General features: G+C 63.8%; 13 protein-coding genes. 12 read left to right on the forward strand and 1 reads right to left on the reverse strand.

The window, feature by feature from the left end; translation table 11 throughout:
* Window positions 1–60: 60 nt before the first annotated feature.
* The 11 genes from nuoE to BAU07_RS07635 all read left to right on the forward strand — a co-directional run bounded on the left by nuoE (window position 61) and on the right by BAU07_RS07635 (window position 12,303).
* Window positions 61–555 (forward strand): NADH-quinone oxidoreductase subunit NuoE, encoded by a 495-nt coding sequence (gene nuoE / locus BAU07_RS07585; RefSeq protein WP_066655543.1) that lies wholly within the window; start codon window positions 61–63, stop codon window positions 553–555.
* A complete protein-coding gene (gene nuoF, locus BAU07_RS07590; RefSeq protein ID WP_066655546.1) occupies window positions 552–1,919 on the forward strand; it encodes an NADH-quinone oxidoreductase subunit NuoF in 1,368 nt (455 codons plus the stop codon). The genes nuoE and nuoF overlap by 4 nt, the downstream gene beginning before the upstream one ends.
* Window positions 1,920–1,934: 15 nt before the next feature.
* On the forward strand, window positions 1,935–4,262 hold the full coding sequence (gene nuoG / locus BAU07_RS07595; RefSeq protein ID WP_066655549.1) for an NADH-quinone oxidoreductase subunit NuoG: 2,328 nt from the start codon (window positions 1,935–1,937) through the stop codon (window positions 4,260–4,262).
* On the forward strand, window positions 4,262–5,335 hold the full coding sequence (gene nuoH / locus BAU07_RS07600) for an NADH-quinone oxidoreductase subunit NuoH (RefSeq protein WP_066655552.1): 1,074 nt from the start codon (window positions 4,262–4,264) through the stop codon (window positions 5,333–5,335). Before nuoG ends, nuoH begins: the two co-directional genes overlap by 1 nt.
* Before the next feature lie 21 nt (window positions 5,336–5,356).
* The gene (gene nuoI, locus BAU07_RS07605; protein WP_066655555.1) at window positions 5,357–5,845 is read left to right on the forward strand and encodes an NADH-quinone oxidoreductase subunit NuoI; all 489 of its coding nucleotides are present in this window, start codon (window positions 5,357–5,359) and stop codon (window positions 5,843–5,845) included.
* A gap of 16 nt (window positions 5,846–5,861) precedes the next feature.
* Complete coding sequence (locus BAU07_RS07610) at window positions 5,862–6,509, forward strand: NADH-quinone oxidoreductase subunit J (protein ID WP_066655557.1); 648 nt, start codon at window positions 5,862–5,864, stop codon at window positions 6,507–6,509.
* Window positions 6,506–6,814 carry an NADH-quinone oxidoreductase subunit NuoK gene (gene nuoK, locus BAU07_RS07615; protein ID WP_066639044.1) on the forward strand — a complete coding sequence of 103 codons (309 nt, stop codon included), beginning with the start codon at window positions 6,506–6,508 and terminating at the stop codon, window positions 6,812–6,814. Before BAU07_RS07610 ends, nuoK begins: the two co-directional genes overlap by 4 nt.
* Before the next feature lie 20 nt (window positions 6,815–6,834).
* A complete protein-coding gene (nuoL, locus tag BAU07_RS07620) occupies window positions 6,835–8,895 on the forward strand; it encodes an NADH-quinone oxidoreductase subunit L (RefSeq protein ID WP_066655559.1) in 2,061 nt (686 codons plus the stop codon).
* A gap of 12 nt (window positions 8,896–8,907) precedes the next feature.
* A complete protein-coding gene (locus tag BAU07_RS07625) occupies window positions 8,908–10,395 on the forward strand; it encodes an NADH-quinone oxidoreductase subunit M (protein WP_066655561.1) in 1,488 nt (495 codons plus the stop codon).
* 9 nt (window positions 10,396–10,404) lie between these two features.
* Window positions 10,405–11,892 carry an NADH-quinone oxidoreductase subunit NuoN gene (gene nuoN, locus BAU07_RS07630; RefSeq protein WP_066655564.1) on the forward strand — a complete coding sequence of 496 codons (1,488 nt, stop codon included), beginning with the start codon at window positions 10,405–10,407 and terminating at the stop codon, window positions 11,890–11,892.
* Window positions 11,893–11,970: 78 nt separating this feature from the next.
* A complete protein-coding gene (locus BAU07_RS07635) occupies window positions 11,971–12,303 on the forward strand; it encodes a DUF2818 family protein (RefSeq protein WP_066655567.1) in 333 nt (110 codons plus the stop codon).
* On the opposite strand, the gene BAU07_RS07640 is transcribed toward BAU07_RS07635, so the two are convergent.
* A complete protein-coding gene (locus tag BAU07_RS07640; protein ID WP_157122106.1) occupies window positions 12,272–12,688 on the reverse strand; it encodes a YkvA family protein in 417 nt (138 codons plus the stop codon). The two genes, BAU07_RS07635 and BAU07_RS07640, sit on opposite strands and share 32 nt — an antisense overlap.
* 228 nt (window positions 12,689–12,916) lie before the next feature.
* Here BAU07_RS07640 and BAU07_RS07645 point away from each other — a divergent pair, with 228 nt between their 5' ends.
* Entirely contained in the window at window positions 12,917–15,163 is a 2,247-nt protein-coding gene (locus BAU07_RS07645) for a TonB-dependent receptor (RefSeq protein ID WP_066655570.1), read from the forward strand.
* Window positions 15,164–15,228 lie beyond the last annotated feature (65 nt).

The raw sequence follows: 15,228 nt of genomic DNA on the forward strand, positions 1-15,228 counted from the left end.
ACGCCGCACGACTTCGAAGAAGACCCGCAAGGGGCCTCTCGCATAATCCGGATTCAAACTATGCTGCTTTCCGAACAGGCTTACCAGAAAATCGACCGGGAGCTCACGAAGTTCCCGGCCGACCAGAAGCAGTCCGCCATCATGGCCTCGCTTGCGATCGCGCAGGACGAAAACGGCTGGCTGTCGGCCGAAATCATCGAGGACGTCGCCAAGTACCTCGGCGTGCCGCCCATCGCCGTCCAGGAAGTCGCCACGTTCTACAACATGTTCAACGTGACGCGCACCGGCAAGCACAAGATTTCGGTCTGTACCAATCTGCCGTGCGCCCTGCGCGACGGCGAAAAGGCCGGCGACTACCTGAAGCGCAAGCTCGGGGTCGATTATCGCGGTACCAGCGCCGACGGCATGTTCACGCTGATCGAAGGCGAGTGCATGGGCGCCTGCGGGGACGCTCCGGTGGTGATCGTGAACAACAAGCATATGTGCGTGCGCATGACCGAGGCGAGGCTGGACGAGCTGGTCGCCGGCCTGCGCGCCCAAGGAGAGACGGCATGAACGCGCCGGACCTTTATCGCCAGTTCGCACAGGGGCTGGATCCCAATCCCGTGCGCGACCTTTCGCAGTCGATGTGCCTGCATGGGCGCCATATCGCGCCGCAGATCCTCGCCGACCTGGATGGCAGCAATTGGCGCCTGGAAGACTACGTCAAGCGCGGCGGCTACGAGGCGCTGCGCAAGATCCTGACCACCGGCATGAAGCCGGAGGAAGTCATCGCCGAGGTCAAGGCCTCGGGCCTGCGCGGCCGCGGCGGCGCAGGCTTCCCCACGGGCCTGAAGTGGAGCTTCATGCCCCGTACATTCCCGGGACAGAAGTACCTGGTCTGCAATTCGGACGAGGGCGAGCCGGGCACGTTCAAGGACCGCGACATCCTGCGGTTCAACCCGCACATCGTGATTGAAGGGATGGCCATCGCCGCCTATGCGATGGGTATTTCGGTGGGCTACAACTACATCCACGGTGAAATCTTCGAGGTGTACGAGCGCTTCGAGGAAGCCCTGGAGGAAGCGCGCGCGGCCGGCTTCCTGGGCGACAAGCTGCTGGGATCGGATTTCAGCTTCCAGCTGCATGCGTTCCATGGCTATGGCGCCTACATCTGCGGCGAAGAAACCGCGCTGCTCGAATCGCTGGAAGGCAAGAAAGGCCAGCCGCGTTTCAAGCCGCCGTTTCCCGCCAGCTTCGGCCTGTACGGCAAACCCACCACCATCAACAACACCGAAACCTTCGCGGCGGTCCCCTGGATCATCCGCAACAGCGGCCAGCAGTACCTGGAAGTCGGCAAGCCCAACAACGGCGGCACCAAGATCTTCTCGATCACCGGTGACGTCGAGCGCCCCGGCAACTACGAGATCCCCATGGGCACGCCGTTCTCCAAGCTCCTGGAGCTTGCCGGCGGCATGCGCGACGGGCGCAAGCTGAAGGCGGTGATTCCCGGTGGATCCAGCGCGCCGGTGCTGCCGGCCAACATCATGATGGAAACGACGATGGACTACGACGCCATCGCCAAGGCGGGCTCCATGCTGGGGTCCGGCGCCGTCATCGTGATGGACGAGACCCGCTGCATGGTCAAGTCGCTGCTGCGCCTGTCGTATTTCTATTACGAGGAAAGCTGCGGCCAGTGCACGCCGTGCCGCGAAGGCACGGGCTGGCTGTATCGCATGGTCCAGCGCATCGAGACCGGCCACGGCCGTCCCGAAGACCTGGAGTTGCTCGACAGCGTGGCGGGCAACATCATGGGCCGCACCATCTGTGCGCTGGGCGACGCGGCGGCGATGCCGGTGCGGGGCTTTCTGAAGCATTTCCACGATGAATTCGCGTACCACATCGAGCACAAGCAGTGCGTGGTCCCGCAATATCTGTAGGTCTCAGGAACAGCAATGGTTGAACTAACCGTCGACGGCAACAAGGTAGAAGTGCCCGAAGGCAGCATGGTCATGCATGCGGCCCAGAAGCTCGGGCAATATGTGCCGCATTTCTGCTACCACAAGAAGCTTTCCATCGCGGCCAACTGCCGCATGTGCCTGGTCGAAGTGGAAAAGGCGCCCAAGGCGCTGCCCGCCTGCGCCACGCCCGTGACCAACGGCATGGTGGTCTACACCAACTCGGAAAAGGCCAAGGCCGCGCAAAAGTCGGTCATGGAGTTCCTGCTGATCAACCACCCGCTGGATTGCCCCATATGCGATCAGGGCGGCGAGTGCCAGTTGCAGGACCTGGCGGTCGGCTACGGTGGCTCGGCTTCGCGCTACCACGAAGAAAAGCGCGTGGTCTTTCACAAGGATCTCGGCCCGCTGGTCTCCGCCGAAGAAATGACCCGCTGCATCCATTGCACGCGCTGTGTCCGCTTCGGCCAGGAAATCGCCGGCGTGATGGAGCTGGGCATGATCAACCGGGGCGAACACTCCGAGATCACCTCCTTCGTCGGCCGCGCCATCGAATCCGAGCTGTCGGGCAACATGATTGATCTGTGCCCGGTGGGCGCACTGACGTCCAAGCCCTTCCGCTACAGCGCGCGCACCTGGGAGCTGGCGCGTCGCCGTGCCGTCAGCCCGCATGACAGCCTGGGCACCAACCTGGTCGTGCAGGTCAAGAACGACAAGGTGCTGCGCGTCGTGCCGTTCGAGAACGAAGCGCTGAACGAATGCTGGCTGAGCGACCGCGACCGCTTTTCCTATGACGGCCTGAACGCCGATGACCGCCTTGCAACGCCCATGATCAAGGGCGCCGGTGGCGAATGGCAGGAAGCGTCCTGGTCGGACGCGCTGCAAGCCGTGGCGCAAGGACTGTCCCGTGTGCGCGACAACTTCGGCGGCGGCCAGATCGGCGCGCTGGCGACCGAGTACGCGACCACCGAGGAATACGCCCTGCTGGGCCGCCTGGTGCGCGCCCTCGGTTCGGAGAACATCGATTTCCGCCTGCGCCAGACCGACCCGGCGTTCGGCGCGGCGCTCTCGGGCGCCCCGTGGCTGGGCATGCCGGTCGCCGATCTGGACACGCTGGACCGCGTGCTGGTCGTGGGCTCGGTCCTGCGCAAGGATCATCCCCTGATGGCGCAGCGCCTGCGCCAGGCTGCCAAGCGGGGCACCCAAGTGCTGCTGGTCGACAGCATCGCCGACGATCCCCTGATGCCGATCACGGCACGATTGACGGTTGCGCCTTCCGCGCTGCCCCGTGCGCTGGCCGAAATCACGGTCGCGCTGGCCCAGGCCAAGGGCCAGGAGACGCCAGCCGAGTTCGCCGGCGTCGTGCCGGGCGAGCAGGCCAAGCTGATCGCCGCAAGCCTGGCTTCCGGCACCCAGTCCGCCGTCCTGCTCGGCAACCAGGCCGTCGCGTCGCCCCAGGCGACCGTCCTGGCGGCCAATGCGCAGTGCATCGCGACCCTGGCGGGCGCCCGTCTCGGTTTCCTGACGGCGGGCGGCAACACGGTAGGCGGCTATCTGGCCGGCGCCGTGCCGGGCAAGGGCGGCAAGACCGCCGCCGCCATGCTGGCCGATCCGCTCAAGGCCTACATCGTCCTGCATGCCGAACCGCTGCTGGACGCCGACAATGGCGCGCAAGCCGTGGCGGCGCTGCGCGAAGCGCAGTTCGCCGTGGCCTTGACGCCGTACCGTTCGGCTGCCGCGGAGTGGGCCGACGTCATGCTGCCGGTCGCGCCGTTTACCGAAACCTCCGGCACCTTCGTCAATGCGCAAGGCCTGGCCCAGAGCTTCAAGGGTACGGTCGTGCCGTTCCAGCAGACCCGGCCGGCATGGAAGGTACTGCGCGTGCTGGGCAATGTGCTGCAACTGCCGGGCTTCGACGACGAGACGTCCGAATCGGTGCGCGACGTCGTGCTGTCGGGCGGCCTGGAAGGGCGGTTGTCCAACAGCGTCAACGCCGCGCCGGGCCTGGGCGAGGCCCTGGGTACGCTGGAGCGTGTCGCCGATATGCCGATCTATCGCAGCGACGCGATCGTGCGCCGCTCCGAACCGTTGCAGGCCGCACCGGCATCCCGCCCGCCGGCGGCGCGCATGAACGGCCAGACCCTGGCGAGCCTGGGCCTGACCGCGGGCATCAAGGTGCGCGTGCGCAGCGCGACGGGATCGGTCGAACTGGAAACGGTGCAGGACGAAACCGTCGCCGACCGTGCCGTGCGGGTGTCCGCCGGCTTCGAACAGACCGCTGCCCTGGGCGGCGCATTCGGTGAAATCAGCGTGGAGCGTGCCTGATGGATTGGCTCAACACTTTGGAAAGCCACGGGCAGGCCTTGCTGGGCGCGACGCCGTGGCTGGTGGTATGGACCATCGTCAAGATCCTCGTCATCGCGGTGCCCATCATCCTGTGCGTGGCCTACCTCACGTACTGGGAACGCAAGATGATCGGCTGGATGCACGTCCGCCTGGGCCCCACACGGGTGGGTTTCCGCGGCTTGCTGCAACCCTTCGCGGACGTCTTCAAGTTGCTGACCAAGGAAGTGGTCGTGCCCACCGAGGCGAACCGCATCCTGTTCGTGCTGGCGCCGGTCGTGACGCTGATGCCCGCGCTGGCTGCCTGGGCGGTGGTGCCTTTCGGTCCGCAGATCGTGCTGGCCAACGTCAATGCCGGGCTGTTGTATGTCATGGCGATCACCTCGGTGGGCGTGTACGGCGTCATCGTGGCGGGCTGGGCGTCGAACTCCAAGTACGCCTTCCTGGGCGCTTTGCGGGCCTCGGCACAGATGGTGTCGTATGAGCTGGCCATCGGCTTCGTACTGGTCACGGTCCTGCTGGTGTCGGGCAGCCTGAACATGACCGACATCGTGCTGGGACAGACGCGCGGCTGGTTCGCCGACCATGGGCTGACTTTCCTGTCCTGGAACTGGCTGCCGCTGCTGCCGCTATTCGTCATCTACGTGGTGTCGGCCGTGGCGGAAACCAACCGCCATCCCTTCGACGTCGTGGAAGGCGAGTCGGAGATCGTCGCCGGCCACATGGTGGAGTATTCCGGCATGGCGTTCGCCCTGTTCTTCCTGGGCGAGTACGCCAACATGATTTTGTTGTCGGCGTTGGCCTCGATCATGTTCCTGGGCGGCTGGACTTCGCCCATCGACGTGGCGCCGCTGACCTGGATTCCCGGCTGGATCTGGCTGGGCGTGAAGACGTTCTTCGTGGTGTCCCTGTTCGTGTGGTTCCGTGCGTCATTCCCACGTTACCGCTATGACCAGATCATGCGTCTGGGTTGGAAGATCTTCATCCCACTGACGGGCGTGTGGCTGCTGGTGGTGGCGATCTGGATGCAGACCCCCTGGAATATTTGGCGCTAGCGATAGGCAAAAAGGCAGGATATGGAAGCGATCAAGGATTTCTTCGGCAGTCTGTTGCTGTCCGAACTGCTCAAGGGCATGCGCCTGACGGGCAAGTACTTTTTCAAGCGCAAGGTGACCTTGCGCTATCCGCACGAGATCACGCCGGCTTCGCCGCGGTTCCGCGGGCTGCACGCGCTGCGCCGTTATCCAAACGGGGAAGAGCGTTGCATCGCCTGCAAACTGTGCGAGGCGGTGTGCCCGGCGCTGGCCATCACCATCGAGTCGGAAGTGCGCGAGGACGGCAGCCGCCGCACGTCGCGCTACGACATCGACCTTACCAAATGCATCTTCTGCGGCTTCTGCGAAGAAAGCTGTCCCGTGGATTCGATCGTGGAAACCCACATCCTGGACTACCACGGCGAGAAGCGTGGTGACCTGTATTTCACGAAGGACATGCTGCTCGCCGTGGGCGACCGCTACGAGCCTGAAATCGCCCGCCGTCGCGCGGAAGACGCGCCATACCGTTGATGCCGGGTAAGACTCCATGACTTTCACCACCGTTCTGTTCTACATACTGTCCATCGTCCTCGTGGTGGCGGCGTTTCGCGTCATCACGGCGCGCAGCCCGGTCACCGCCGTATTGCACCTGATCCTGGCCTTCTTCAACGCGGCCATGCTCTGGATGCTGCTGGGCGCTGAATTCCTGGGACTGCTGCTGGTGCTGGTGTACGTCGGCGCCGTCATGGTGCTGTTCCTGTTCGTCGTGATGATGCTGGACGTGCGCATGACCGCGCTGCGCCACGGGCTGAAGACCTACCTGCCGCTGGGCCTGGCGGTCGGGCTCATCCTGGTGCTGGAGATCTCTTTCGTGCTGGGCTCGACCTGGTTCGAGGCCGGCCCACCGGCCGCCGTGGCGGGGGACTACAACAACGCCCGCGCCCTCGGTACGGCGATGTACACCCACTATGTCTACGCCGTTGAAGTCGGCGCCGTCCTGCTGCTGGTCGGCATGGTGTCGGCCATCGCGCTGACGCTGCGTCGCCGCCGCGACGTCAAATACTACAGCCCGTCCGATGCCGTGCGCGTGCGCGCCAAGGACCGCTTCCGCCTGGTCAGCATGCCGGCGCAGAGCGAACGCGCGCAGGCCGCGCGGACCGCGGCGGCCGTTTCGTCCCAAGGAGAACAGAAGTGACGTTGACGCTGGCCCACTACCTGATACTGGGGGCGATCCTGTTTGCCATCGGCATCTTCGGCATCTTCCTGAACCGCCGCAACCTGATCATCCTGCTGATGTCCATCGAGCTCGTGCTGCTGGCCGTCAACATGAATTTCGTGGCGTTTTCGAGCTGGTCCGGCGATACCGCCGGCCAGGTCTTCGTGTTCTTCATCCTGACGGTCGCCGCTGCCGAGGCAGCGATCGGCCTGGCCATTCTGGTGCTGCTGTTCCGCAACCTGAACACGATCAACGTAGACGAACTCGATCGCCTGAAGGGCTGACGCGGAGTCCAGGAATAACAATGTCTAGCTCTCCCAATCTCTACCTGCTCATCGCGCTCGCGCCCTTGGCCGGCGCCATCCTGGCCGGTCTCTTCGGAACAGGTTTCCTCGGCCGGCCGATCGGCCGGCGCGGCGCCCACCTCATCACCATCCTGGGCGTGCTCATCTCGACCATCGGTGCCTTCGTGGTGCTCGGCGATGTGCTGGCGGGCCATACCTACGACGGGAACGTCTATACCTGGAGCCTGATCGGCAGCACGCAGCTGAACATCGGCTTCCTGATCGATCCGCTGTCGGCCATGATGATGGTCGTGGTGACCAGCGTTTCGCTGATGGTCCACATCTACACCATCGGCTACATGGCCGACGATCCGGCTTACCAGCGCTTTTTCGCCTACATTTCGCTGTTTACCTTCTCCATGCTGATGCTGGTCATGTCCAACAACATGGTGCAGCTGTTCTTCGGCTGGGAAGCGGTGGGCCTGGTGTCGTACCTGCTGATCGGCTTCTGGTACACGCGCCCGACGGCGATCTTCGCCAACATGAAGGCGTTCCTGATCAACCGCGTGGGCGACTTCGGCTTCGTGCTGGGTATCGGCCTGCTGTTCGCCTACGTCGGCTCCATGCAGTATTCGGACGTGTTCTCGCAGGCCGACAAGCTGGCCGGCATGAGCTTCCCGGGCACGGACTGGATGCTGCTGACCGTTGCCTGCATCTGCCTGTTCATCGGCGCCATGGGCAAGTCGGCCCAGGTGCCCCTGCATGCCTGGCTGCCCGACTCCATGGAAGGTCCGACGCCGATCTCGGCGCTGATCCACGCGGCCACCATGGTGACGGCGGGCATCTTCATGGTCGCGCGCTTCTCGCCGCTGTTCGAGCACTCCGACACGGCCTTGTCCTTCATCATCGTCATCGGTGCCATCGGCGCCTTGTTCCTCGGCATCCTGGGCATCATCCAGAACGATATCAAGCGTGTCGTGGCATATTCGACGCTGTCGCAGCTGGGCTATATGACGGTGGCGCTGGGCGCTTCGGCGTATTCGGTGGCGATCTTCCACCTGATGACCCACGCTTTCTTCAAGGCGCTGCTGTTCCTGGGCGCGGGTTCGGTCATCATCGGCATGCACCATGACCAGGACATCCGCAATATGGGCGGCCTGCGCAAGTACATGCCGATCACCTGGATCACGTTCCTGATCGGCACGCTGGCCCTGGTCGGCACGCCGTTCTTCTCCGGGTTCTATTCCAAGGAACACATTATCGAGGCGGCGGGCGCCGCCGATGTCTGGGGCGCCGGCTTCGCGCACTACGCCACCCTCATCGGCGTGTTCGTGACCTCGCTGTACTCGTTCCGGGTGTACTTCCTGGTCTTCCACGGCAAGGAGCGCTTCGATGCTCATGGGCACGGGCATGGCCATGCCGATGACAGCCATGGCGCCGAGGCCCAGGTCCATGGCACTGCCCACAGCGACCACGACAACCACGGCGACCACGGCCATGGCGGCGTGCCGCACGAGTCGCCCTGGGTAGTTACGCTGCCGCTGGTGATCCTGGCGATCCCGTCCGTGATCATCGGGGCGCTGGTCATCGACCCCCTGTTGTTCGGCAAGTACTTCCAGGGCGCCATCACCATCCTGCCGGAACACCCGGCGATGCACGAGCTGGCCGAAGAATGGCATGGCTGGGTGGCCTACGGACTGCATGCCTTCACGACCCTGCCGTTCTGGCTGGTCGTCGCGGGCGCGGTGGTGGCCTGGTATTGCTACCTGGTCAATCCGCGCGTGCCGGCCGCCATCAAGTCGAACCTGTCGGGTGTCAACGCGATTCTCGAGAACAAGTATTTCGTCGACTGGTTCAACGAGCAGGTCATCGCGCGCGGCGCGCGCGGCCTGGGGCGCGGTCTCTGGCACGCCGGCGACAGGGGCATCATCGATGGCCTGATCAACGGCAGCGCGCGGCTGGTGGGCTGGTTCGCGGGCGTTACGCGCTACCTGCAATCCGGCTTCATCTATCACTATGCCTTCGCCATGATTATCGGCATCGTGGCCCTGGTGACTTTCTTCGTACTGATTCCCCAATAAATGGCTAGCGAGATGGCATCCCAAACTTTTCCCTGGCTTACCCTCGCGGTCTTTGTTCCCATCGTTTTCGGCCTTCTGGTGCTCGTCTTCGGCGGTGATAACCGGCCCGGCCTGACGCGGTGGCTGGCGCTCATCGGCGCGGTGGCCGGACTCCTGGTCACGATTCCGCTCTACACGGGTTTCGATCCGTCGACGGCCAGCATGCAGTTCGTCGAGAACGTGCCCTGGATCAACTCGTTCAACGTCAACTACCACCTCGGCGTGGACGGCATTTCGCTGTGGTTCGTGCTGCTCACGGCCTTCATCACCATCATCGTGGTGCTGGCGGGCTGGGAAGTGATCACCAGCCGCGTTGCGCAATACATGGCTGCCTTCCTGATCCTGTCCGGGCTGATGGTCGGCGTCTTCGTGGCGCTGGATGGCCTGCTGTTCTACGTGTTCTTCGAAGCCACGCTGATACCGATGTACATCATCGTGGGCGTGTGGGGCGGGCCGAACCGCGTCTACGCGGCCTTCAAGTTCTTCCTCTACACGCTGCTGGGATCGCTGCTGACCCTGGTGGCCTTCATCTACCTGTGGAACGCGTCCGGCCATTCCTTCGACATCCTGACCTGGCAACAGCTCAAACTGGGCATGACGCCGCAGATCCTGGTGTTCGTGGCCTTGCTGGCGGCCTTCGCGGTCAAGGTCCCTATGTGGCCGGTGCATACCTGGCTGCCGGATGCCCACGTGGAGGCGCCCACCGGCGGTTCCATCGTGCTGGCCGCCATCATGCTCAAGCTGGGCGCGTACGGTTTCCTGCGTTTTTCGCTGCCCATCGCACCGGACGCCTCGCATAGCCTGGCCGGCCTGATCATCGCCTTGTCGCTTATCGCGGTCATCTACATCGGCCTGGTCGCCATCGTGCAGGACGACATGAAGAAGCTGGTCGCGTATTCGTCCGTCGCGCACATGGGCTTCGTCACCTTGGGCTTTTTCGTGTTCAACACGGCGGGCGTGGAAGGCGCGATCGTGCAAATGATCTCGCACGGTTTCGTGTCGGGCGCCATGTTCATGTGCATCGGCGTGCTGTACGACCGCGTCCACAGCCGCCGCATCGCGGACTATGGTGGCGTGGTCAATACCATGCCGCGCTTCGTCACCTTCTTCGTGCTGTTCTCCATGGCCAACAGCGGGCTGCCTGCCACCAGCGGCTTCGTCGGTGAGTTCATGGTGATCATGGGTGCCGTGCAGCACAACTTCTGGATCGGCCTGGCGGCGGCGACGGCGCTGATCCTGGGCGCGTCGTACTCGCTGTGGATGGTCAAGCGCGTGGCGTTCGGCGAGATCGCCAATGACCACGTGCGCCAGCTTACCGATATCAACCGCCGCGAATTCCTGATCCTGGGCGTAATGGCGATCGCCGTGCTGTACATGGGGATCTATCCCAAGCCCTTCACCGACGTGATGCATGCGTCGGTACAGGCCCTGATGCAACACGTCGCCATCTCCAAACTGTAAGCCAAGACAATGATGCACTCCTCATTCGATTTCGCGCTGGCGACACCGGAGATCCTGCTGCTGGTGCTGGGTCTGGCCATTCTGCTGGTCGATGCGGTCAGCAACCATCCCACCCGCAAACCCAGCTACCTCCTCGCCTTGGGTACGCTGGTCGTGCTGACCATCGTCTCGCTCGTCCAGTGGAACGACGGCGTCAAGGGCAGGGCCTTCGGCGGCCTGTACGTCGCCGACGACCTGGCGCATTTGCTCAAGATCACATCCTATGTGGCCGTCTTCGTGACCCTGGTGTACGGACGTATCTATTCGCAGTCGCGCGACATGCTGCGTGGCGGCGAAATGTATGTGCTGGCGCTGTTCGGCCTGCTGGGGCAGATGGTGATGATCTCGGCCGGCAACCTGATGACGGTGTACCTGGGCCTGGAGCTGATGTCGCTGTCGCTGTACGCGCTGATCGCGCTGCGGCGCGATCACGTCAGTGCCACCGAGGCCGCGATGAAGTACTTTGTCCTCGGCGCCCTGGCCTCCGGCTTCCTGCTTTATGGAATGTCCATGATCTATGGTGCCACCGGCCAGCTGGACCTGCGGGAAATCGCGGCGGTCATCGCCGCCGGCAAGGCCGAGAACATGGCGCTGGTGCTGGGCGTGGTGTTCATCGTGGCAGGCCTGGCCTTCAAGCTGGGTGCTGCGCCCTTCCATATGTGGGTTCCGGACGTCTACCACGGTGCGCCGACCGCCATCACGTTGCTCCTGGGCGCGGCGCCCAAGCTGGCCGCCTTCGCCATCACGCTGCGGGTGCTGATAGAAGGCCTGCATGGCGTGGCGGTGGATTGGCAGCCCATGTTGCTGATCCTGGCGGTGCTTTCGCTGGCCGTAGGCAATATCACCGCGATCGCGCAAAGCAACTTCAAGCGCATGCTGGCCTATTCGACCATCTCGCACATGGGCTTCGTGCTGCTGGGGCTGGCGTCGGGCGTGGTCCCGGGCGCGCCGGCCGGTGTCGCGGCCGATGCCTACGGCGCGGCGCTGTTCTACATGGTGACCTATGTCCTGACGACCCTGGGCAGCTTCGGCATGGTCCTGCTGTTGTCGCGCGAGGGGTTCGAGTGCGAGAACATCGACGACCTGAAGGGTCTGAACCGGCGCAGTCCCTGGCATGCCTTCATCGTGCTGTTGCTGATGGTCTCGCTGACCGGACTGCCCCCCACCGTGGGCTTCTATGCCAAGCTGGCCGTACTGCAGCCGCTGATCCAGAGCGGGCATGTCACCATCGCGGTCATCGCGGTGATGTTCTCGCTGATCGGCGCCTTCTACTACCTGCGCGTCGTCAAGGTGGTGTATTTCGACGAGCCGGACGGCGAAGCGCATCCCGTATCGGCGTCCTACGCGCAGCGTGGCCTGATGTCCGTCAATGGCGCGCTGCTGTTGCTGCTGGGGCTGCTGCCCGGCGGCCTGATGGCGGCCTGCGTGCGGGCCGTCCAGACCTCGCTGGGTCTGTAGCGCAATACCTGGTAAGCCAGCCGCACGAGGGGCCGTGGCCGCGCCCCTCTCTTCCGGCTTATCCCTTATGCTCGCTCGATGAGTCAAACCCTCGCCGTCTGGTTATTGATCGCGCTGGCCCTGGTCAGCGCCAACCTTCCGTTCCTCAACGAACGGGTGTTCGCCTTGTTCGTCTGGCGCAAGGGCGGGGTGCCCGCCGTCAAGCCGTTCTGGCTGCGGCTGGTTGAGTTGCTGGTCTTCTACCTGATCGTCGGCCTGCTCGGCTTCGCGTTTGAATCTGCGCTGGGCAACCGATTCACGCAGGGCTGGCAGTTCTACGCCATCGCCCTGTGCCTGTTCCTGGTGCTGGCCTATCCCGGCTTCGTCATCCGCTATCTGCTCAAGCGGCATCCGCCGGCGCGGCCGGACTGAGCCACAGCTCGTGCAGCCATAAGCCCAGCACGAGCGCGATAGCCATCCATATCAGCACGATGATCACCGCGGCCGCACGGCTGCGCGGCCGCGCCTGCGTCGAACGCGCCAGCGCGCGCTGGCGACTGTCCGCCCGGACAGGCGCGGGCAGGGCGCGCACGGCCAGCCAGATCAGGATCGGCAGCAGGATGACGTCGTCCAGGTAGCCCAGTACGGGTATGAAATCCGGGATCAGGTCGATGGGGCTCAGGGCGTAGGCCACGGCCAGGATCGCGAGCGCCTTGGCGTACCAGGGCGTCCCGGGATGCCGCATGGCAAACCACAGGGTCATCACATCGCCCTTGGTTCTGGACGCCCACAGGCGCCCGATCTTCAGCAGTCTCATACATCCCCCATTCGGTGCCATGGCGAGCGCGATGTAGTCGCAATCCGGATGCCGCGCGGCTCCGACAACACTGTAATCGTTGGGTGCCGCCCACGGTCGGGCAGATACAACGCACCACAAAGGCTTCACAACCTTAATAAATATTGTTGCGGGCTTCTGAAATGTCTATGATTCGAAACAAAGTCGAAAACAAGAATCGTTGTCATTTGAATTCTCAGGAGAAGCGTTGTGAAGCAGCAGGACACGTATTCGGTGAATACGCTTACCCATTCCCTGGCCGCCGCCCTGGCGACGCCCGCCCTGTTCATGACGCCCCAGGCGAGCGCACAGTCGACGCCGGGGGTCACGGAGATGGCGCCGGTGCAGGTGCAAGGGGAGTCATCGCCCTACCAGGCCACGACTTCGCAGTCACCGAAATTCACCGCCCCGCTGCTTGATACGCCGCGTACCGTCCAAGTGGTGCCGCAGCAAGTGATCCAGGACCAGGTGGCCAATACCCTGCAGGATGTGCTGCGCAATTCGCCGGGGATTACCTTTGGGGCGGGCGAGGGCGGCCGGCCGGGCGCGGACCTGCCGATCATCCGGGGCCAGAACTCGGCCAACAGCATCTTCATCGACGGGGTGCGTGATCCCAGCCTGCAGGTCCGCGATACCTTCAATATCGAACAGGTGGAGATCATCAAGGGACCCGATTCGGTGTACTCGGGCCGGGGGGGCGCCGGCGGCAGCATCAACCTGGTCAGCAAGGCTCCCCACCTGGGCAACGCCACGTCCGGCCAGGTGCAGATCGGCACGGACAATAATTACCGCCTCAGCGCGGATGGCAATTTCCAGTTGAGCGACAAGGCAGCCTTCCGCTTGAACGTCATGGGCAACCGTGGCGACGTGCCCGGTCGCGACGACGCGGTGGATTTCAAGCGCTTCGGCGTCGCGCCGTCCCTGACCCTGGGATTGGGGACGCCGACGCGTGTCACGGTCAGCTATTTCCATTACCAGGACAAGAGCATGCCGGACTACTCCATCCCCTACGATCCGGCGACGGGGCAACCCGTCACGGAAAGCAAGGGGGTGAAGCGCTCCACCTTCTACGGTTTGACGGGTCGCGACTTCATGGATACGCGCAATGATGTCGGCACCCTCGATATCCAGCACGACTTCAGCGACAAGCTGCAATTGCGCAACGTCACGCGCTACGGCACGTCGGTGACCGACTTCGCGGCCACCAACCCGGACGACAGCATCGGCAACGTCGGCCGCAACCTGGTCTACCGCGCCCTGAAGGCCGGCTACTACAACACCGATACCTTCACCAACCAGACCGACCTCAGCGGCGAGTTCACCACTGGCAGCCTGAAGCACTCCTTCGACGTAGGCGTGGAATATTCGAACATCAAGCAGGACAAGGACGGCTACACCCAGACCATTGCAAATATCCCCACGGCGTGCAGCACCAACGGAGCCGTGAACAACCCGGCGCTATGCACCTCGCTTTATGACGCGAATCCGCATACCTCCTATCCCGGATCGCTGTCGCGCAACGGCAACCCGGCGCGCTACAACACCGATACCATCGGCATCTACGGCTTCGATACGGTCGAACTGAACGAGCATTGGCAGGCCAGCGCGGGACTGCGCTGGGACCGCTATGACACCAGCGGCGCCAATATTCCCGCGGGCCGCGGCCAGTCGGGCGGTCCTTTCGACCTGCGTCGTACCGACAATATGTGGAACTACCAGTTGGGTCTGGCGTACAAGCCGGTGCCCAATGGCACTTTCTACGTCACCTATGGCACCTCCTCGACGCCTTCGGCCATTGCGGCCAGCGCGGTCTCGGATGCCATCACGACGACGGCCGAATCGCTGGAGCCGGAACGCAGCCGCACGGTGGAGGTCGGGACCAAGTGGCAGGTGCTGGACAACCGTCTCACGCTGAGCGCCGCGGCCTTCCAGGACATCCGCAAGAACACCAGTGTGGCGGTGTCGGCCGATGAAACCGAGCAGATCGGCAAGGCCAGGGTGCGCGGCATCGAGCTGGGCTTCGCCGGCAGCATCACGCCGAAGTGGAACGTGTACGGCGGCTATGCCTTCATGGACAGTGAGTTGCAGGAAGGCGCCTTCAACAGCGGCGCCGTCGGCGAAGAGCTGCCCAATACACCCCGCAACACTTTCAGCCTGTGGACGACCTATCGCCTGATGCCCAAGCTGACGGTGGGGGGCGGCGCCTACTATGTCGACAAGGTGTACGGGAACGCCGATCCCGGCACCAACGCCAACGGCACGCCCAAGGCGCGCTGGGTACCTTCCTACTGGCGCTTCGATGCCATGGCCGCCTACGAGTTCAATGAGCATTTCAGCGCCCAGTTGAACGTGGTCAACCTCTTCGACAAGACTTACTACACCAAGGCGTACACCTCGCATTACGCCCAGCTGGGTACCGGACGCGCCGCGATCCTGTCCCTGAACGTGAAGTACTGATGGGGACGGGCCGCTCCGTTGGCAGCGGCCCCGGCACCCGGCGTCCGCTCAATGCCGGGGCATCG

Origin of the sequence: Bordetella flabilis (genome assembly GCF_001676725.1) — a bacterium.
Lineage (GTDB): Bacteria > Pseudomonadota > Gammaproteobacteria > Burkholderiales > Burkholderiaceae_B > Bordetella_C > Bordetella_C flabilis.

Excerpts from the sequence above, each read along its gene's own strand:
- nuoE (WP_066655543.1), top strand. The coding sequence starts at position 61 with ATGCTGCTTTCCGAACAGGCTTACCAGAAAATCGACCGGGAGCTCACG.
- nuoF (WP_066655546.1), top strand. The coding sequence starts at position 552 with ATGAACGCGCCGGACCTTTATCGCCAGTTCGCACAGGGGCTGGATCCC.
- nuoG (WP_066655549.1), top strand. The coding sequence starts at position 1,935 with ATGGTTGAACTAACCGTCGACGGCAACAAGGTAGAAGTGCCCGAAGGC.
- nuoH (WP_066655552.1), top strand. The coding sequence starts at position 4,262 with ATGGATTGGCTCAACACTTTGGAAAGCCACGGGCAGGCCTTGCTGGGC.
- nuoI (WP_066655555.1), top strand. The coding sequence starts at position 5,357 with ATGGAAGCGATCAAGGATTTCTTCGGCAGTCTGTTGCTGTCCGAACTG.
- BAU07_RS07610 (WP_066655557.1), top strand. The coding sequence starts at position 5,862 with ATGACTTTCACCACCGTTCTGTTCTACATACTGTCCATCGTCCTCGTG.
- nuoL (WP_066655559.1), top strand. The coding sequence starts at position 6,835 with ATGTCTAGCTCTCCCAATCTCTACCTGCTCATCGCGCTCGCGCCCTTG.
- BAU07_RS07625 (WP_066655561.1), top strand. The coding sequence starts at position 8,908 with ATGGCATCCCAAACTTTTCCCTGGCTTACCCTCGCGGTCTTTGTTCCC.
- nuoN (WP_066655564.1), top strand. The coding sequence starts at position 10,405 with ATGATGCACTCCTCATTCGATTTCGCGCTGGCGACACCGGAGATCCTG.
- BAU07_RS07635 (WP_066655567.1), top strand. The coding sequence starts at position 11,971 with ATGAGTCAAACCCTCGCCGTCTGGTTATTGATCGCGCTGGCCCTGGTC.
- BAU07_RS07640 (WP_157122106.1), bottom strand. The coding sequence starts at position 12,688 with ATGAGACTGCTGAAGATCGGGCGCCTGTGGGCGTCCAGAACCAAGGGC.